This is a genomic window from Streptomyces viridiviolaceus (assembly GCF_014650995.1).
In the GTDB taxonomy this organism is placed as follows: domain Bacteria; phylum Actinomycetota; class Actinomycetes; order Streptomycetales; family Streptomycetaceae; genus Streptomyces; species Streptomyces viridiviolaceus.
The window spans coordinates 165,013-183,744 of sequence record NZ_BMWA01000011.1 but is presented as its reverse complement, the minus strand read 5'-3'; the positions used below and the strand labels follow the sequence as shown (position 1 = coordinate 183,744).

Below are 18,732 nucleotides of genomic sequence, written 5' to 3'. Positions count from 1 at the left end.
CTACTCGGGGGTTTCGTCGAGCGCGTGGCCCACGAGGGACAAGAGGGTCTCGATGACCGAGATCCGACGGCGCGCATCCATGATCATTACAGGTATGTGCGCGGGGATCGTCAACGCCTCCCGCACGTCCTCCGCTTCGAACAGCTCACTGCCGTCGAAGTGGTTGACCGCGACGACGTAGGGCAGTCCGCAGCTCTCGAAGTAGTCGAGCGCCGGGAAGCTGTCCTTCAGGCGGCGGGTGTCGGCCATCACCACGGCGCCGATCGCGCCGCGCACCAGGTCGTCCCACATGAACCAGAACCGCTGCTGGCCCGGCGTGCCGAACAGGTAGAGCACCAGGTCGTCGTCGAGCGTGATGCGGCCGAAGTCCATGGCCACCGTGGTGGTGAGCTTGTCCGGCGTGGCGGTGAGGTCGTCGGTCTCCTCGCTCGCCTCGGTCATCAGCGCCTCGGTCTGCAGGGGCGTGATCTCCGAGACGGAGGTGACCAGCGTGGTCTTGCCGACACCGAACCCGCCCGCCACCACGATCTTCGTCGCGATCGGGGCGCGGTTGCGGTCCGTCTGCCAGGGCTGTACGGGCTCGTCGGGCTCGACGAGGGGGGAGACGCCGAAGGCGGCGGCGTCAGAGACGACGGAGTCCACTGAGCACCCTTTCCAGCAGAGCGCGGTCCGGACGGCCCGTGCCGTGGCCGGTTCCGGTGCCGTATACACGGATCTTTCCCTGGTCCGCGAGGTCGCTGAGGAGCACGCGGACCACGCCGAGCGGCATCTTCAGCAGCGCGGCGATCTCGGCCACCGTACGCATACGGCGGCACAGTTCGACGATGGCCCGCATCTCCGGCATCACGCGGGAGGTGAGATGGCCGTTCGTCAGTTCCCTGCGCTCCTCGGCGGCTTCGAGCGCGGCGGTGGTCCCCACGAAGGTCTCGACGAGGAGCACGTGGCCGAACCGGGTACGGCCGCCGGTGAGCGAGTACGGACGTACGCGGGCCGGCTTGCGGTCCGCGCCACGTACGGGGAGGTTGTTCGGGGTCTTCCTGGGACTACTGCTCATCGGGCACTCCCCGTCGACTCGGACTCCAGGGATTTCCGCAGCTCGCTGCGGAGTTCGGGGGTCAGGACGTGGCCGGCGCGGCCGACGAACAGCGCCATGTGGTAGGCGACGACGCTCATGTCGCAGTCCGCGGAGCCGTGCACGCCGAGCAGTGAGCCGTCGCTGATCGACATGACGAACAGGCTGCCCTCGTCCATCGCGACCATCGTGTGCTTCACCCCGCCGAAGTCCATCAGCCGGGCCGCGCCGATGGTCAGGCTGCCGACGCCGGAGACGATGGTGGCCAGGTCGGCGGCGGAGCCGCGCGGGCCGGTGCGCCGCTCGGTCCCGGCCTGCCGGGCCGCGTCGTTCCGCTCGGGGTCGGAGGAGAGCAGCAGCAGTCCGTCCGAGGAGACCACCGCGACCGAGAGGATGCCGGGCACCTCCTCGACGAGGTTGGTCAGCAGCCAGTGCAGATTGCGGGCTTCACTGCTCAGTCCGAAGGTACTGGGCGCGGTCAACTGCTTGCCTCCTCGACAGTGCCCCCCGTGGCTTCTTCGGTTGTACCTGCTGCGGCGGTCGGCGCCTGGTGCTGATCTGTCCGGTCGCCGATCTCCGCCTCGACATCGCGCCGCCCGGCCTCCGCCCCCCGGCGGAATCCGCCCAGGCGGCGGCGCAGTGCCTCGGCGTCGACGGAACCCGTGCGCGGGCGCGGTGTCGACGCGGGTGTGGTGAGCTTCGGGGTCCGCTTGGGCAGCCCCTTGTCGGTGACGGGCTCGGCCGGCTCGGCGGCCTCGTCCGCGGTGCGTTCGTGGGCGTCGGGGCCGATGGCGTAGGGGTCGGGTGCCGCTGCCGGTGCGGGGTCGGGCTCCGTCGCCTGTGCCGGGATCAGGAGCTCCATCGTCGTCTCGTCCGGGAGGGCGCCGGGGCTGCCGGGAGCGGCCTCGCGCTTCTCGCGGGCCGTCGCCTCCTCGGCGGGCTCAGCGGCGGCCGGCTTCTCCGCGGGCGCCTCGCCGGCCTCCACCGGGGCGTCCGGTGCCGAGTCCCGCTCCGCCAGAGGAGTGGGCGACGCCGTACCGGTCCCGGTGTCGGCGTCCTTCCCGGTTCGGGTCTCCGCCTCGGCCTCCGCGCGCCGTACGGCCTGTTCCGCCGAGGCCACCAGCGGGTCGACGCCCTTCTCCACGCGGCCGTGCAGGACGTTGGAGTTGGCCTCCGCGTCGGCTCCCGGCAGGGAGAAGGAGTGGGTGCCCTCGCCCACCGGCGAGGCGGACGGCGCGACGGCGGCCGGCGGTGCCGCCGCGAGCAGCATCTTCGGCAGCACCACGACGGCCGCGACACCGCCCTGCTTCTGCTCCCTCAGCTGCACCCGCGCCCCGTGGCGGTGGGCGAGCCGGGCCACCACGTACAGGCCGAGCCCGAGCCCGTCCTCGCCCTCCTGGTCGTAGGGCGCGTCCGGGTCGAAGTCGGTGAGCCGGGCGTTGAGCCGCTCCAGCCGCTCGCTGGTCGTGCCGATGCCCTCGTCCTGGACGGAGAGCATGACCTCGCCGTTCTCCAGCAGCCAGCCGGAGACCTCGACGGGCAGGTCCGGGGGCGAGAACGTGGTGGCGTTCTCCATCAGCTCGGCCAGCAGGTGGGAGAGGTCGTCCGCGGCGAAACCGGCCACGTGCGCGTGGGGCGGCAGCGCGGCGATACGGACCCGCTCGTAGCGCTCGATCTCGCTGACGGCGGCCCGGACGACGTCGACCAGCGGCACCGGCCCGGCGGTGTGCTGGACGTGCTCGGTACCGGCCAGCACGAGGAGGTTCTCACTGTGCCGGCGCATGACCGTGGCGAAGTGGTCGAGCTTGAACAGGGTGGACAGCCGCTCCGGGTCCTGCTCGCGCTCCTCCAGGCTCTCGATGACGGCCAGTTGCCGCTCCACCAGGCCGAGAGTGCGCAGCGCGAGGTTGACGAAGGTGCCGCCGATGCTCTTGCGCATGACCTCCAGCTGGGCGGCGGAATCGGCCAGTTCGGCGCGCAGCTCCTCGCGGGCGTCGGCCATCTTCTGCCGCTGGCCGACGAGGTGCTTGCGGTCGGCCTCCAGCGTGGTGACGCGCTCGGCGAGGGTGGCGGCGTGCGCGTGCAGGGCGTTGACGGAGCGGACGACCTGGGCGAACTCGTCGTTGCGGCCGGTGAAGGCGACGGGCTCCTCGACCGTCGGGTCCTCCGCTTCCGCGAGCCGGGCCGAGCCGCGGCGCAGCACGGAGAGCGGGCGGGTGAGGGTGCGGGCCATGGCCGTGGCGATGCCGACGGCGAGCAGCATCAGGGCGCCGAGGGCGGCGATCCGGATCTCCAGCGCGGTGACGTCGTCGTCGCGCAGCTGCTCCAGGGACTTGGTGCGCTTGTCGTAGAGCGCGGACTCGGCACCGCGCATCGCGTCGACGCGGGCGGACAGCGCGGCGTCCAGCCTCTTCACGCTGGTGCCGAGGTCGTCGTCGGAGAGGGTGGGCTGGTCGGTGAGGCCGGCGAGGTACTTCTCGGCGGAGTTGACCTCGGGGCCGGTGACCGTGGCGTCGTAGCTGTCCCGGGCCTTCTTCGGCGCGCCCTCGCGGAAGTCGGCGAGGGCGGCGTCGGAGCGCACCCGGGCCTGCTGGGCGGCGGCGGCGAGCGCGTCGCGCTGCTCGGCTTCGGCGTCCGAGGACGTGGTCGTCTCGGTCGGCAGGCCGGTGATCGGGTCGATGACGGTCTGGGTGCTGCTCGGCACGTTCAGGGCCGCCAGCAGCAGCCCTCGGGTGGCGGCGGCCTGCTGGACGGCGGTGTCCAGCTCGGCCAGGGCGTACGCACCGGCGCCCGCGCGGGGCGGCAGCTGCTCGGCCAGTTCCTCGGCGAGGGCGTGGAGTTCGGCGATCGCCTCCGAGTACGCCTCGTGCGCCTCGAGGGCGGTGCTCTTCCCGGTGAGGGCCGCTCGGCGCAGCGACGCGATGGCGTCGAGGTCCTCGCGCAGGGAGGCGGGCGTGTCGGTGTCGGCGCCCAGTTCCTCCACCTGCCGGTCCACGCGGGCGCTGCGCTGCTCCGACGGCGCCTTCGACTTGGGGCGGCCTGCGGCGATGTAGGAGGTGACCTCGTCCCGCTCGTCGGCGAGGGAGTGGGCGAGGGTCAGCGCGTCCTGGGTCCGCTCGGCGAGCGTCACCAGGTCCTGGGTCTCGCTCAGTTGCCCGGAGGCGGCGACGACCGAGGGCGCTCCGGCTCCGGCGATGGCGGCGGCCACGACCGCCACGGCGACGATCAGCCGGTTGCGTACGTGGGTCGGGCGGCCCTTGCCGACGGGGGGCGCCGGCGTTTCCGGGGCGGTGACGCCGGGGGTCCGCTCCGCGCCCCCCGCGGGGGTCGTCTGCTTGCCTGTGCGACGAGGCCGCGTCTTCTGCACCGGTGCTCGCATTCCTGACTCGTGTACCCGTGGGCCCGGGTGGCGCTCCGTCAACTGGCCGGTCGGCGCATGCACTCTCCCCCGAGCTCTGCTCCCCCGCACCCGACTCGGCGTCGAGCGGGGAGACCCATGAGCAGGGCAGGACCCCCCACCGGTTCCCGACCCTCCCAGTGCCGGTGGGCAGTGGGCGTGCATCACCTGACCCGCCACCCGAAGGAGTGAACCCCGGACGGGAGTTGGGGAGCAAGTTCCCCTGGCTCATGCACCCTGCCCCCGCGGCGTGCCGGTTGGACGTCTGCGGCGGGCGATGGCACTATTTGCCGCCACGCGTTCCCGGAGTGAAGCATTCCACCCCAAATCCGACGCCTGACCTGCGCTGCCGGGCCGATTCCGGAAGAGATGCCAGCCTTTTGCGGACAGTGTGAAGGGGTCGTGCAGACTGGCCGGATGCGCACGGAACTCGTCTCGGAACCCGGCAGTCCCGACCGCCCCAACGAGGACTTCGCGAGCGTCGGACTACCGGCCTCCGGACAGGGCGGTTCACTCGTCGTGCTGGACGGCGTGACACCGCCCTCCGGCGGGACGGGCTGTCTGCATTCCGTCCCCTGGTTCACAGCGCGCCTCGGTGGCGCCCTGACCGAACTGACCGTTTCACTCCCGGATGTTCCCCTCGCCGAAGCCCTGCACCGCGCCATCGCGCGTACCTCCGCGGCACACGCGGAAACCTGTGAGCTTTCTCACCCGCGGACACCGCAGGCAACGGTGGTTCTGGCCCGCTGGTCGCCCACCGTGGTCGAGTACCTGGTCCTGTCGGACTCGGCGCTGCTGGTGGAGGCCCCCGACGGCGCGGTCACGGCCCTCCTCGACGACCGGCTGGCCCGCCTGCCCCGTTCGGCCCTCGCCACGGACGCGCTGGTGGACTCCACCCTCCGCAACAAGGAAGGCGGCTTCTTCACGGCGGCGGCCGATCCGTCGGTGGCGGCCCGGGCGGTGACGGGGGTGCTGCCGCGGGACCGGGTGCGGGCCCTGGCCGCGCTGACGGACGGAGCGACGCGGTGGGTGGAGAAGTTCCGGGAGGGCGACTGGACGGACTGCTTCGGCCTCGTGCGCAAGGAGGGCGCACGGGCGTTGGTGGACCGGGTGCGGGAGCTGGAGCGCGGCGACGCGGGGACGCGGACGTTCCTGGGCCGCGGCAAGACGCACGACGACGCGACGGTGGCCTACGCGGAACTCTGAACCGCCCCGCGCGCGGCCCTCGCCCCCGGGCACGCAGGGCGGCCGGGCGGGGACGCGGGCAACGGACCGCTCATGGCCCGACCAGGGGAAACCGGGGTTCCCGCAGTCGGCTCCGGACACGCACGCCGTTCCGGGCGGCGACCCGCTCCGACCGCGCACGCGATGCTCCGGCTGAGGAACACCCAGCCTGCACCCGCAGAACCCCACGCTGATCAACTCCGGACACGCACGCCGTCTGGCGGCGGTCCACTCCGACCGCGCCCGCGGTGGTCCCGCCAGGGGGAAGCAGGGGGTTCACGCAGGGATACGGGTGATGGTCGCCTCGGGGCACGCACGCCGGTCCGCCGGGACCGTGCGGTGGTGCGAACAGGGCACCTACGGCGGCCCTCGCCCGGGACGAGCACGACGCGCGCCCCGGGGCGAAGTCGCCGGTCGGGCCGTCGGACGCGCGCAGCCGCACGCACGGCGGGCGCGGCCGTCGGTGCGGCGGCGGGCTACTTCTCCATGCCGCGGTTGAGTTCGTGCAGCAGCCGGGCCAGCTCCGCCACCTCGCGCGGGTCCCAGTCGGCGAGCCGGCGGGCGTAGCGGGCCCGGCGGGCCTCCCGCACGCGGCCGACGCGTTCCTGGCCCTCGCGGGTCAGGGTGACCACCCAGGCGCGGCCGTCGGCGGGGTCGGGCTCGCGGGTGACGAGGCCCAGTTCCTCCAGGGCGCGCAGTTGCCGGGACATCGTCGCCTTGCCGACGCCGATGTAGGCGGCCAGTTCCGTCGCCCGCTGCCCGCCGCACTCGCCGAGCCGTACGAGGAGCCCGTACGCGGAGGACTCCAGGTCCGGGTGGACCTCCCGCGCCATCTCGCCCTGGTTGGCCCGGGCACGTCGCAGCAGCACCGTCAACTCGCGCTCCAGCGCCAGGAATTCCGGCTGGTTCACACCACTGCGCGGTTCTCCCCCGGAGGGGGCACCCCCGGAGTCGACTCCACGACAGCCGCCGTTTCCGTCTTCGTGCACGTCAGCCCCTGCCTGAATTTTCCCGGTCCTGAAAGTTTTCGCCACGGGCCGCCATCGCCGCAGCTCCGCAAGTATTTCGCAGGCTTAGACCAACGGCAGCTTCCGAACCCTCTTCCCACCGGGCGTTCTACGTGCGTAGCTTCTTCACCGGTCAATGAATGGCATGCTCACACCATCCCCCACCGTGCACCACCGAGCCTTCGGAGGCACGTCCATGCCCGTGCACAGATCCGGATCGGCCCGCGGCCGGCGCCTGACCCTCACCGGGATCCTGCTCGCCGCGTTCTCCCTGCTCCTCACCGTCCCCGCCCAGTCCTCGTCGGCCGCCGACACACCGCCGCGCGGATCCGCCCACATGGGCATGGGCGTGGTGGAACACGACGGGCAGCACGGCACACCCGTACCCGGCGACGCCACCCAGACGGAGGGCGTCGACGTCTCCAGCCACCAGGGCAACGTCGCCTGGTCGACCCTGTGGAACAGCGGGGTCAAGTGGGCCTACGTGAAGGCGACCGAGGGGACGTACTACACGAACCCCTACTTCGCCCAGCAGTACAACGGCTCCTACAACGTAGGCATGATCCGCGGCGCGTACCACTTCGCCACCCCCGACACCACCAGCGGCGCCACCCAGGCCAACTACTTCGTCGACCACGGCGGCGGCTGGTCCCGCGACGGCAAGACGCTGCCGGGCGCCCTGGACATCGAGTGGAACCCGTACGGGGCCGCCTGCTACGGCAAGACGCAGAGCCAGATGGTCTCCTGGATCCGCGACTTCCTGAACACCTACAAGGCCCGCACCGGCCGGGACGCCGTGATCTACACGGCCACCAGCTGGTGGACCCAGTGCACCGGCAACTACTCCGGCTTCGCCGCCTACAACCCGCTGTGGATCGCCCGCTACGCCTCGACGGTGGGCACCCTTCCGGCGGGCTGGTCGTACTACACGATGTGGCAGTACACCTCGTCCGGCCCGACGGTCGGCGACCACAACAGGTTCAACGGCGCCCTCGACCGCGTCCAGGCGCTCGCCAACGGCTGACGCGCACGTACGGTGAAGGCCCGGGCCTCCCTCACGGGACCCGGGCCTCCCCTCATCCGGGGGCGTCCGTCACGCCGCCGCCGGAACCTCCGGCACCGCGCCGTTCGTGGCCGGCGCGAGCGCCAGCTCCAGGACCTGGCGGACGTCCGTGACGGTGTGGACGTCGAGCTTGTCCAGCACCTCCGCCGGGACGTCGTCCAGGTCGGGCTCGTTGCGCTTGGGGATGATCACCGTGGTGATGCCCGCCCGGTGCGCCGCGAGCAGCTTCTGCTTCACCCCGCCGATCGGCAGCACGCGCCCGGTCAGCGAGACCTCACCGGTCATCGCCACGTCGGTGCGTACCAGCCGGCCCGACAGGAGCGAGGCGAGGGCCGTCGTCATCGTGATGCCGGCGCTGGGGCCGTCCTTGGGGACCGCGCCCGCCGGGAAGTGGATGTGCACGCCCCGGTCCTTCAGGTCGGCCACCGGCAGCTCCAGCTCGGCGCCGTGGCTGCGCAGGAAGCTCAGCGCGATCTGCGCCGACTCCTTCATCACGTCGCCCAGCTGCCCGGTCAGCGTCAGGCCCGACGCGCCCGTCTCGGGGTCGGCGAGGGACGCCTCGACGTACAGCACGTCGCCGCCCGCTCCGGTGACCGCGAGGCCCGTGGCCACACCCGGCACCGAGGTGCGGCGCTCGGCCGGGTCCTGGGCGGACTCGGGCACGTGGTGCGGCCGGCCGATCAGGGCGCGCAGATCGCCGTCGGTGACGGTGAACGGCAGCTTCCGCTCCCCCAGTTCGTGCTGGGCCGCGATCTTGCGCAGCAGCCGTGCGACGGACCGCTCCAGGTTGCGCACGCCCGCCTCACGCGTGTACTCGCCGGCCAGCTTGCGCAGCGCGCTCTCGTCGAGGGTCACCTCGTCCGGGCCCAGGCCCGCCCGCTCCAGCTGGCGCGGGAGCAGGTGGTCGCGGGCGATGACGACCTTCTCGTCCTCGGTGTAGCCGTCGAGCCGGACCAGCTCCATGCGGTCGAGCAGGGCCTCGGGAATGGCTTCGAGGACGTTGGCGGTGGCGAGGAACACCACGTCCGACAGGTCGAGTTCGACCTCCAGGTAGTGGTCCCGGAAGGTGTGGTTCTGGGCCGGGTCCAGGACCTCCAGCAGGGCCGCGGCAGGGTCGCCGCGGAAGTCGGAGCCGACCTTGTCGATCTCGTCCAGCAGGACGACCGGGTTCATCGAGCCGGCCTCCTTGATCGCGCGGACGATTCGGCCGGGCAGCGCGCCCACGTACGTACGCCGGTGGCCGCGGATCTCGGCCTCGTCGCGGACGCCGCCGAGGGCGACCCGCACGAACTTGCGGCCCATGGCGTGCGCGACGGACTCGCCCAGGCTGGTCTTGCCGACGCCGGGCGGGCCCACCAGGGCCAGCACGGCGCCCCCGCGCCGCCCGCCGACGACGCCGAGCCCGCGGTCGGCGCGCCGCTTGCGCACCGCCAGGTACTCGGTGATCCGCTCCTTCACGTCCTCCAGGCCGGCGTGCTCGGCGTCGAGCACCGCCTTGGCGCCCTGGATGTCGTAGGCGTCCTCGGTGCGCTCGTTCCACGGCAGTTCGAGGACGGTGTCGAGCCAGGTGCGGATCCACGACCCCTCGGGCGACTGGTCGGAGGCGCGCTCCAGCTTGTCGACCTCCTTGAGCGCGGCCTCGCGGACCTTGTCGGGCAGGTCGGCGGCCTCCACACGGGCGCGGTAGTCGTCGGACTCCTCGCCGTCCTGTTCGCCGTTGAGCTCGCGCAGTTCCTTGCGCACGGCCTCCAGCTGGCGGCGCAGAAGGAATTCGCGCTGCTGCTTGTCGACGCCCTCCTGGACGTCCTTGGCGATGGTCTCGGCGACGTCCTGCTCGGCGAGGTGGTCGCGCAGTTGCTTCGTGGCGAGCTTCAGCCGGGCGACCGGGTCGGCGGTCTCCAGCAGCTCGACCTTCTGGTCGGTGGTCAGGAACGGCGAGTAGCCGGAGTTGTCGGCCAGCGCGGAGACGTCGTCGATCGCCTGGACGCGGTCCACGACCTGCCAGGCGCCGCGCTTGCGCAGCCAGGCGGTGGCGAGGGCCTTGTACTCCTTGACCAGTTCGGCGACCTGCCCGGGCAGCGGCTCGGGCACGCTCTCGTCGATCCGCGTGCCCTCGACCCACAGCGCCGCGCCGGGACCGGTGGTGCCGGCGCCGATCTTCACCCGGCCCCGGCCGCGGATCAGAGCGCCCGGGTCGCCGTCGGCGAGGCGGCCGACCTGCTCGACCGTGCCGAGGACGCCGGTGCCGGCGTACGTGCCGTCGACGCGCGGGACGAGGAGGACCCGGGGCTTGCCCGGTTCCGACCTCGCGGCGGCCTGTGCGGCCTCCACCGCGGCCCGCACCTCGGTGTCGCTCAGATCCAGCGGGACCACCATCCCGGGCAGCACGACCTCGTCGTCGAGCGGCAGCACGGGCAGGGTGAGCGGTGTGAACGCCGTGGACTCAGCAGCCATGATCTCCCCTTCGGCAGTCAAGTTGAGTTACGTGGACTCAATGCTTGCCGCAGGCGGATTGTTCCCCACGCCGTGTTCGCTCTCAGCGATCATGGGCCGACGGGTCCCCGGGGGGCGGACCACGGCGGTCCCCTTTCACCAGCACGGGCGGTCCGCCGGTAATTCCGCCCACTGCGCCCGCCCCGCCTGCCAGGATGGGTCGATGTCCACCACCTCGTTCGAGAAACCCGAAGTGCTGGACCGTCGCGAGGGCCCGTACGGCGAGGTCGTCCTGCGCCGTCACGGAGCGTTGCTCCAGATCATCGCGAACGGCTGCTTCCTGATGGACACCTCCGACGGGCGCTCGGAGCGGCGGCTCGTCGACGTGGCGGCCGAGGCGCTCGGCGAGCGGGCCGCGCCGCACGTGCTGATCGGCGGGCTGGGCGTCGGCTTCTCGCTCGCACACGCCGCCGCCGACCCCCGCTGGGGCCGCATCACGGTCGTCGAACGCGAGCGCGCCGTCATCGACTGGCACCGCGACGGACCCTTGGCCCCCTTCTCCGCGGGGGCTCTGGCCGACCCGCGCACGGAGGTCGTGGAAGCGGATCTGGTCGCATACGTCAATGAGACATGCGCCACGTACGACGCCCTGTGCCTCGACATCGACAACGGCCCCGGCTGGACCGTCACCGAGGGCAACGACGGGTTGTACGCACCGGCCGGACTGGCTTGCTGCGCAAGGGTGTTGAGACCCGGCGGGGTGCTCGCCGTATGGTCGGCGCAGCCCTCTCCGGAATTCGAAGAATCCTTGCGTAATGCCGGGTTCCAGCAGGTGCGTACCGAAGAGATCCCCGTTGCCCGGGGCGTTCCGGACGTCGTCCACCTCGGCGTCGGACCTGGATAGCAAAGGCCCGGTGAGTCCCCGTACGCTGCTGCCTTGGCGCGGATCATTCAAGCGTCAATCGCAGTCATGGGATCACCCCACGGATTCCGGAAAGCACACCTCAGGGGCGGGCGATGGAGCAGACACACACCTCCCACAACGGCACGGCGGCGGCCACCCCGGGCGCTCAGCGCCGGGTGCTGGTGGTCGAGGACGACCAGACGATCGTGGACGCCATCGCGACCCGCCTGCGTGCCGAGGGATTCCTGGTGCAAACGGCGGGCGACGGTCCGTCCGCCGTCGACACGGCCGAGGCTTGGCAGCCCGACCTGCTGATCCTCGACATCATGCTGCCCGGCTTCGACGGCCTGGAGGTCTGCCGGCGCGTGCAGGCCCAGCGCCCGGTGCCGGTGCTGATGCTCACCGCGCGCGACGACGAGACGGACATGCTGGTCGGGCTCGGCGTCGGCGCCGACGACTACATGACGAAGCCGTTCTCGATGCGGGAGCTGGCGGCCCGCGTCCACGTGCTGCTGCGCCGCGTGGAGCGGGCCGTGGTGGCCGCCTCGACGCCGCGCAGCGGCATCCTGCGGCTCGGCGAGCTGGAGATCGACCACGCGCAGCGCCGGGTGCGGGTGCGCAGCGAGGACGTCCACCTCACGCCCACCGAGTTCGACCTGCTGGTGTGCCTGGCGAACACCCCGCGCGCGGTGCTCTCCCGTGAGCAGCTGCTGGCCGAGGTGTGGGACTGGGCGGACGCCTCCGGCACCCGGACCGTGGACAGCCACATCAAGGCTCTGCGGCGGAAGATCGGCGCCGAGCGGATCCGTACCGTGCACGGTGTGGGCTACGCGCTGGAGACGCCGACGCCATGAGCCGAGGGCGGGAAGCCGCACGGAGGAGCCCCGGGGAACCCTGGGGCGGCGTACGCCCGTTCTCGATCAAGACCAAGCTGGGTGCGCTGGTCGTCACCTCGGTGCTGATCACCACCGGGCTGTCGGTGATAGCGGTGCACACCAAGACGGAGCTGCGCTTCATCACGGTCTTCTCGATGATCGCCACACTGCTGATCACGCAGTTCGTGGCCCACTCGCTGACCGCGCCGCTGGACGAGATGAACGCGGTGGCGCGGTCCATCTCGCACGGCGACTACACCCGCCGGGTGCGTGAGAACCGCCGCGACGAGCTGGGCGACCTGGCCGTCACGATCAACCGCATGGCCGACGACCTGGAGGCCCAGGACCGGCAGCGCAAGGAGCTGGTGGCGAACGTCTCCCACGAGCTGCGCACGCCCATCGCGGGGCTGCGCGCGGTGCTGGAGAACATCGTCGACGGCGTCACCGAGGCCGACCCGGAGACCATGCGGACGGCGCTGAAGCAGACCGAGCGGCTCGGCCGGCTGGTGGAGACGCTGCTGGACCTCTCCCGCCTGGACAACGGCGTCGTACCGCTGCGCAAGCGGCGCTTCGAGGTGTGGCCCTACCTGTCGGGCGTGCTGAAGGAGGCCAACATGGTCGCGTCGGCGCGCGCGGGCATCGCCTCCGGGTCCGGCAGCCACACCCGCAAGGACGTCCACCTGGCCCTGGACGTCTTCCCGTCGGAGCTGACCGCGCACGCGGACCCCGAGCGCATCCACCAGGTGGTCGCCAACCTCATCGACAACGCGGTCAAGCACAGCCCGCCGCACGGCCGGGTGACGGTCAAGGCGCGGCGCGGGGCCCTTCCGGAGTCGCTCGAGCTGGAGGTTCTGGACGAGGGTCCCGGCATTCCCCGGTCGGAGTGGCACCGGGTGTTCGAGCGGTTCAACCGCGGAGCGGTGTCCCGGCCGCACGGCCCGGGCAGCGACGGGGGCACGGGGCTCGGCCTGGCGATCGCGCGCTGGGCGGTGGATCTCCACGGCGGCCGGATCGGTGTGGCCGAATCCGAGCGGGGCTGCCGGATCCTCGTCACCCTTCCGGGCCTTCCGTCTTCGCCAAGTTGACGTACAGTTCGAAGCGGAGCCACAAGATCCACGAGCGTCCGCGCCGACGGACACGTGTGATCAGCCACAGGCCCGCGCCTCGCCTGCGCCGGGTCCCGGTGCCCCGTTCCCATCTGAAGCAGAACCACGCTTGTTTCCCGCCATTTCCAGCGCCGAAACACGGTCTGCAATGTGACTTACGCGACGATGAACGGGCCCGGCCTGACCTTCCCGCTCTTGGAGGCGTAGCCTTAATTCCCGCTGTCCATCACCTTGTGAAGCGGAAGAGGGCGGTTGCCGCCGTGTCGCCACAGTCCCCCAGTAACTCGAGCATCTCGACCGACACCGACCAAGCGGGCAAGAACCCCGCTGCGGCGTTCGGTCCCAATGAGTGGCTCGTCGACGAGATCTATCAGCAGTACCTCCAGGACCCGAATTCCGTGGACCGTGCCTGGTGGGACTTCTTCGCCGACTACAAGCCGGGGGCGGCCGCCGCCCAGGCCGCGTCGGGCGTCGCGACCGCGGAGACCACGAGCGCGCCCCAGGCCGCCCCGGCGCCGCAGGCGCAGGCCCCGGCCGCGGCTCCGGCCGCTCCGGCGAAGCCCGCCCAGGCCCCGGCCGCTCCCCAGCCGGCCGCCGCCGCGAAGCCCGCCGCCCCGGCGGCCCCGGCCGCCAAGGCCGCCGCTCCCGCCGCCCCGGCCGCGAAGCCCGCCGCCAAGGCGCCGGCGAAGGCCGAGCCGGCCAAGGAGGCGCCCGCGGGCCCCGAGCTGGTCACGCTGCGCGGCCCCGCCGCCGCGGTGGCGAAGAACATGAACGCCTCGCTGGAGCTGCCCACGGCCACGTCCGTGCGCGCGGTCCCGGTGAAGCTGCTGTTCGACAACCGCATCGTCATCAACAACCACCTCAAGCGCGCCCGGGGCGGGAAGATCTCCTTCACGCACCTGATCGGCTACGCGATGGTGCAGGCCATCAAGGCCATGCCGTCGATGAACTACGCGTTCGGCGAGAAGGACGGCAAGCCGACGCTGATCAAGCCGGCGCACGTCAACCTCGGCCTCGCCATCGACCTGGTCAAGCCCAACGGCGACCGCCAGCTGGTCGTCGCGGCGATCAAGAAGGCCGAGACGCTGAACTTCTTCGAGTTCTGGCAGGCCTACGAGGACATCGTCCGCCGCGCCCGCGACGGCAAGCTGACGATGGACGACTTCACCGGCGTCACGGTCTCCCTGACCAACCCCGGCGGCCTCGGCACCGTGCACTCGGTGCCGCGCCTGATGCCCGGCCAGTCGGTCATCATGGGCGTCGGCTCCATGGACTACCCGGCGGAGTTCCAGGGCACCAGCCAGGACACCCTGAACAAGCTCGGCATCTCGAAGGTCATGACGCTCACGTCGACCTACGACCACCGGGTGATCCAGGGCGCCGCCTCCGGCGAGTTCCTCCGCCAGGTCGCCAACCTCCTGCTCGGCGAGAACGACTTCTACGACGAGATCTTCGAGGCGCTGCGCATCCCCTACGAGCCGGTCCGCTGGCTCAAGGACATCGACGCCTCCCACGACGACGACGTCACGAAGGCCGCCCGCGTCTTCGAGCTGATCCACTCCTACCGGGTCCGCGGCCACGTCATGGCCGACACCGACCCGCTGGAGTACCAGCAGCGCAAGCACCCCGACCTGGACATCACCGAGCACGGCCTCACCCTGTGGGACCTGGAGCGCGAGTTCGCCGTCGGCGGCTTCGCCGGCAAGTCGATGATGAAGCTGCGCGACATCCTCGGCGTGCTGCGCGACTCGTACTGCCGCACCACCGGCATCGAGTTCATGCACATCCAGGACCCGAAGCAGCGCAAGTGGATCCAGGACCGCGTGGAGCGCGCGCACTCCAAGCCGGAGCGCGAGGAGCAGCTGCGCATCCTGCGCCGCCTGAACGCGGCGGAGGCCTTCGAGACCTTCCTGCAGACGAAGTACGTCGGCCAGAAGCGCTTCTCCCTGGAGGGCGGCGAGTCCGTCATCCCGCTGCTGGACGCGGTCCTCGACTCGGCGGCCGAGTCCCGCCTGGACGAGGTCGTCATCGGCATGGCCCACCGCGGCCGCCTGAACGTCCTGGCGAACATCGTCGGCAAGTCGTACGCGCAGATCTTCCGCGAGTTCGAGGGCAACCTCGACCCGAAGTCGATGCACGGCTCCGGCGACGTGAAGTACCACCTGGGCGCCGAGGGCACCTTCACGGGCCTGGACGGCGAGCAGATCAAGGTCTCCCTGGTCGCGAACCCCTCGCACCTGGAGGCGGTGGACCCGGTCCTGGAGGGCGTCGCCCGCGCCAAGCAGGACATCATCAACAAGGGCGGCACGGACTTCACCGTCCTGCCGGTGGCGATCCACGGCGACGCGGCCTTCGCGGGCCAGGGCGTGGTGGCCGAGACCCTGAACATGTCGCAGCTGCGCGGCTACCGCACCGGCGGCACGGTCCACATCGTCATCAACAACCAGGTCGGCTTCACCGCGGCCCCCGAGTCGTCGCGTTCGTCCATGTACGCCACGGACGTGGCCCGCATGATCGAGGCCCCGATCTTCCACGTGAACGGCGACGACCCCGAGGCCGTCGTCCGCGTTGCGCGGCTGGCGTTCGAGTTCCGCCAGGCGTTCAACAAGGACGTGGTCATCGACCTCATCTGCTACCGCCGCCGCGGTCACAACGAGTCGGACAACCCGGCCTTCACCCAGCCGCTGATGTACGACCTGATCGACAAGAAGCGCTCGGTGCGCAAGCTCTACACCGAGTCCCTCATCGGTCGCGGCGACATCACCCTGGAAGAGGCCGAGCAGGCGCTGCAGGACTACCAGGGCCAGCTGGAGAAGGTCTTCACGGAGGTCCGCGAGGCCACCTCGCAGCCGGCCGCCGTGGAGCCGACCGACCCGCAGGCCGAGTTCCCGGTCGCCGTGAACACCGCGGTCACCTCCGAGGTCGTCAAGCGGATCGCCGAGTCCCAGGTCAACATCCCCGACCACATCACCGTCCACCCGCGCCTGCTGCCGCAGCTGCAGCGCCGGGCGGCGATGGTCGAGGACGGCACCATCGACTGGGGCATGGGCGAGACCCTCGCCGTCGGCTCCCTCCTGCTGGAGGGCGTCCCGGTCCGGCTCGCCGGCCAGGACTCCCAGCGCGGCACCTTCGGCCAGCGCCACGCGGTGCTCATCGACCGCGCGACGGGCGAGGACTACACCCCGCTGCTGTACCTGTCCGAGGACCAGGCCCGCCTGAACGTCTACAACTCCCTCCTCTCCGAGTACGCGGCGATGGGCTTCGAGTACGGCTACTCGCTGGCCCGCCCCGACGCGCTCGTGATGTGGGAGGCGCAGTTCGGCGACTTCGTCAACGGCGCCCAGACGGTCGTGGACGAGTTCATCTCGTCGGCGGAGCAGAAGTGGAACCAGACGAGCGGCGTGGTGCTCCTGCTGCCGCACGGCTACGAGGGCCAGGGTCCGGACCACTCCTCGGCCCGCCCGGAGCGCTTCCTGCAGCTCTGCGCGCAGAACAACATGACGGTCGCCATGCCGACGTCGCCGTCGAACTACTTCCACCTCCTGCGGTGGCAGGTGCACAACCCGCACCACAAGCCGCTGGTCGTCTTCACCCCGAAGTCGATGCTGCGCCTGAAGGCGGCGGCCTCGAAGGCGGAGGAGTTCACGACGGGCCAGTTCCGCCCGGTCATCGGCGACGCCTCGGTCGACCCGGCCGCGGTGAAGAAGGTCGTCTTCTGCGCCGGCAAGGTCTACTACGACCTGGAGGCCGAGCGGAAGAAGCGCGGCGTCACGGACACGGCCATCATCCGCATCGAGCGCCTGTACCCGCTGCCGGGTGCCGAGCTCCAGGCGGAGATCGCCAAGTACCCGAACGCCGAGAAGTACCTGTGGGCCCAGGAGGAGCCGGCGAACCAGGGTGCGTGGCCGTTCATCGCCCTGAACCTGATCGACCACCTGGACCTGGCGGTCGGCGCCGACGTCCCGCACGGCGAGCGCCTGCGCCGCATCTCGCGCCCGCACAGCTCGTCCCCGGCCGTCGGTTCCGCCAAGCGGCACCAGGCCGAGCAGGAGCAGCTGGTGCGTGAGGTGTTCGAGGCGTGAGCCTCTGAACCCGGCGCTCCGCGCGCCGCGTCCACAGCCGAAGGGCCCGGCCCCGAGTCACCAGGACTCGGGGCCGGGCCCTTTGCCGCGGTCGGCCGAGACGGCGTCTCCTTTGCCGCGGTCGGCCGAGACGGCGTCCGAGGTCCCGGGAGGGCCGGGTACGCCGACGGGCAGAGACGGTGTGCGCATGCCGGGCGCCCCGAGCGGCCGTCCTGCCGGCGCAGCGACTCCCGGCCCGGCTCCAGGGCGCCGGGGCCTACTCGTCGTCTTCGTCGTCCAGCCGCGCGAGCCAGGTGGCGAGCCGCTCGACGGGCACCTCGAAGTCGGGGTTGAGGTCCACGAACGTACGCAACTGCTCGGCGAGCCACTCGAAGGTGACCTCTTCCTCGCCGCGCCGCTTCTCCAGCTCCTCGATACCGCGGTCGGTGAAGTACATGGCGTGTGTTCCCCTGCGTGCGTCCGTGTTCCGATTCCGCCCCCAAGCCTATGCAACGCGCGGTCCGGGGCGGGTGGGGGTGCCACAGCCGCGGACCTTGACTTCCGGCACCTGCGATATATCGTGAGTGATGGAGGACGCGATATGGCGCGTCCGGTCGAGGAGGTCTGCCCATGTCCGAGTGGTCCGTCGCGGCACCCAGGAAGCTCACCTTCGACGAGCCGGTGGGCGAGCTCCAGGTACGCATCGTCAACGGAACGGTGAACGTGGTGGGCACGGACGAGGGTTCCGCCCGCCTGGAGGTCTCCGAGATCGAGGGACCGCCCCTGATCGTGACCCACGAGGGCGGCACACTCACGGTGGCCTACGAGGACCTGCCCTGGAAGGGCTTCCTCAAGTGGCTCGACCGCAAGGGCTGGCGGCGCAGCGCGGTGGTCTCCCTGGCCGTCCCGTCGGACACCCGCGTGGAGGTGGGCGTGGTCAGCGCCACGGCCGTGGTCTCCGGCATCGACGGACGCGCGGAGGTGAAGGGGGTCTCCGGGGACACCACGCTGGTGAGCCTCGCGGGCCCGGTCCGCGCCGACACCGTGTCGGGGAACGTGGAGGCGCAGGCACTCACCGGAGACCTCCGGTTCAACTCCGTCTCCGGGGACCTCACGGTGGTCGAGGCGGGTTCCTCCGTGAGGGCCGACTCGGTGAGCGGTTCGATGATCGTCGACCTCGACACGGCCGGCGGGCCCACCGACATCGGTCTGACCAGCGTCTCGGGCGAGATCGCCATCCGGCTGCCCCACCCCGCCGACGCCGAGGTGGAGGCGAACACGGCGAGCGGCACCGTCTCCAGCGCCTTCGAGGACCTGCGGGTCGCCGGGCAGTGGGGCGCCAAGCGCATCACCGGCCGGCTCGGCGCGGGCAACGGCAGGCTGAAGGCCACCACGGTCTCCGGTTCGATCGCCCTGCTGCGCCGGCCGCCGACGGAGGACGGGCCATGGGCGGAGGAACCGCAGGACGCCGGTCCGGCGACCGGCGGCCCGGGCGCCCCCGGCGACCCGGGGGACAATTCCGGTTCCGGCCCGGGGAACGGCGCCACCGGCGCCCCGGCCGACGGTACGACCGACAAGAAGGTGCTCTGA

The 18,732-nt window shown here is 71.6% G+C and carries 14 protein-coding genes; 7 read left to right on the top strand and 7 right to left on the bottom strand.

Features of this window, described 5'->3' with window-relative positions:
• The 4 genes from IE260_RS18005 to IE260_RS17990 are packed head-to-tail and all read right to left on the bottom strand — an operon-like array spanning position 1 to position 4,451.
• On the bottom strand, positions 1–642 hold the full coding sequence (locus IE260_RS18005) for a GTP-binding protein (RefSeq protein ID WP_189873034.1): 642 nt from the start codon (positions 640–642) through the stop codon (positions 1–3).
• A complete protein-coding gene (locus IE260_RS18000) occupies positions 623–1,054 on the bottom strand; it encodes a DUF742 domain-containing protein (protein ID WP_189873032.1) in 432 nt (143 codons plus the stop codon). Before IE260_RS18000 ends, IE260_RS18005 begins: the two co-directional genes overlap by 20 nt.
• A complete protein-coding gene (locus tag IE260_RS17995) occupies positions 1,051–1,554 on the bottom strand; it encodes a roadblock/LC7 domain-containing protein (protein ID WP_189873030.1) in 504 nt (167 codons plus the stop codon). Before IE260_RS17995 ends, IE260_RS18000 begins: the two co-directional genes overlap by 4 nt.
• Entirely contained in the window at positions 1,551–4,451 is a 2,901-nt protein-coding gene (locus IE260_RS17990; RefSeq protein WP_189873028.1) for a sensor histidine kinase, read from the bottom strand. Before IE260_RS17990 ends, IE260_RS17995 begins: the two co-directional genes overlap by 4 nt.
• Positions 4,452–4,886: 435 nt before the next feature.
• Between IE260_RS17990 and IE260_RS17985 the strand changes: the two genes are divergently transcribed.
• Positions 4,887–5,675: a protein phosphatase 2C domain-containing protein gene (locus IE260_RS17985; RefSeq protein WP_189873026.1), complete on the top strand. Its 789-nt coding sequence runs from the start codon at positions 4,887–4,889 to the stop codon at positions 5,673–5,675.
• A 494-nt stretch (positions 5,676–6,169) separates the two neighbouring features.
• Here IE260_RS17985 and IE260_RS17980 read toward each other — a convergent pair whose 3' ends face one another.
• A complete protein-coding gene (locus IE260_RS17980) occupies positions 6,170–6,682 on the bottom strand; it encodes a MarR family winged helix-turn-helix transcriptional regulator (protein WP_189873024.1) in 513 nt (170 codons plus the stop codon).
• Between the two features lie 214 nt (positions 6,683–6,896).
• Here IE260_RS17980 and IE260_RS17975 point away from each other — a divergent pair, with 214 nt between their 5' ends.
• A complete protein-coding gene (locus IE260_RS17975) occupies positions 6,897–7,724 on the top strand; it encodes a lysozyme (RefSeq protein WP_189873022.1) in 828 nt (275 codons plus the stop codon).
• Positions 7,725–7,793: 69 nt separating this feature from the next.
• On the opposite strand, the gene lon is transcribed toward IE260_RS17975, so the two are convergent.
• Positions 7,794–10,217, bottom strand: a complete 2,424-nt coding sequence (gene lon, locus IE260_RS17970; RefSeq protein WP_189873020.1) for an endopeptidase La — start codon at positions 10,215–10,217, stop codon at positions 7,794–7,796.
• A gap of 202 nt (positions 10,218–10,419) precedes the next feature.
• Here lon and IE260_RS17965 point away from each other — a divergent pair, with 202 nt between their 5' ends.
• The 4 genes from IE260_RS17965 to IE260_RS17950 all read left to right on the top strand — a co-directional run bounded on the left by IE260_RS17965 (position 10,420) and on the right by IE260_RS17950 (position 17,163).
• Positions 10,420–11,100 (top strand): spermine/spermidine synthase domain-containing protein, encoded by a 681-nt coding sequence (locus IE260_RS17965; RefSeq protein WP_189873018.1) that lies wholly within the window; start codon positions 10,420–10,422, stop codon positions 11,098–11,100.
• Between the two features lie 113 nt (positions 11,101–11,213).
• Complete coding sequence (locus IE260_RS17960) at positions 11,214–11,954, top strand: response regulator transcription factor (RefSeq protein ID WP_189873016.1); 741 nt, start codon at positions 11,214–11,216, stop codon at positions 11,952–11,954.
• Positions 11,951–13,060, top strand: a complete 1,110-nt coding sequence (locus IE260_RS17955; protein WP_189873014.1) for a sensor histidine kinase — start codon at positions 11,951–11,953, stop codon at positions 13,058–13,060. Before IE260_RS17960 ends, IE260_RS17955 begins: the two co-directional genes overlap by 4 nt.
• A gap of 281 nt (positions 13,061–13,341) precedes the next feature.
• Positions 13,342–17,163, top strand: coding sequence for a multifunctional oxoglutarate decarboxylase/oxoglutarate dehydrogenase thiamine pyrophosphate-binding subunit/dihydrolipoyllysine-residue succinyltransferase subunit (locus IE260_RS17950; RefSeq protein WP_189873012.1), 3,822 nt, complete (start codon positions 13,342–13,344; stop codon positions 17,161–17,163).
• Positions 17,164–17,419: 256 nt separating this feature from the next.
• On the opposite strand, the gene IE260_RS17945 is transcribed toward IE260_RS17950, so the two are convergent.
• On the bottom strand, positions 17,420–17,599 hold the full coding sequence (locus IE260_RS17945) for a DUF6104 family protein (protein ID WP_003992906.1): 180 nt from the start codon (positions 17,597–17,599) through the stop codon (positions 17,420–17,422).
• 173 nt (positions 17,600–17,772) lie between these two features.
• Here IE260_RS17945 and IE260_RS17940 point away from each other — a divergent pair, with 173 nt between their 5' ends.
• On the top strand, positions 17,773–18,732 hold the full coding sequence (locus tag IE260_RS17940) for a DUF4097 family beta strand repeat-containing protein (protein WP_189873010.1): 960 nt from the start codon (positions 17,773–17,775) through the stop codon (positions 18,730–18,732).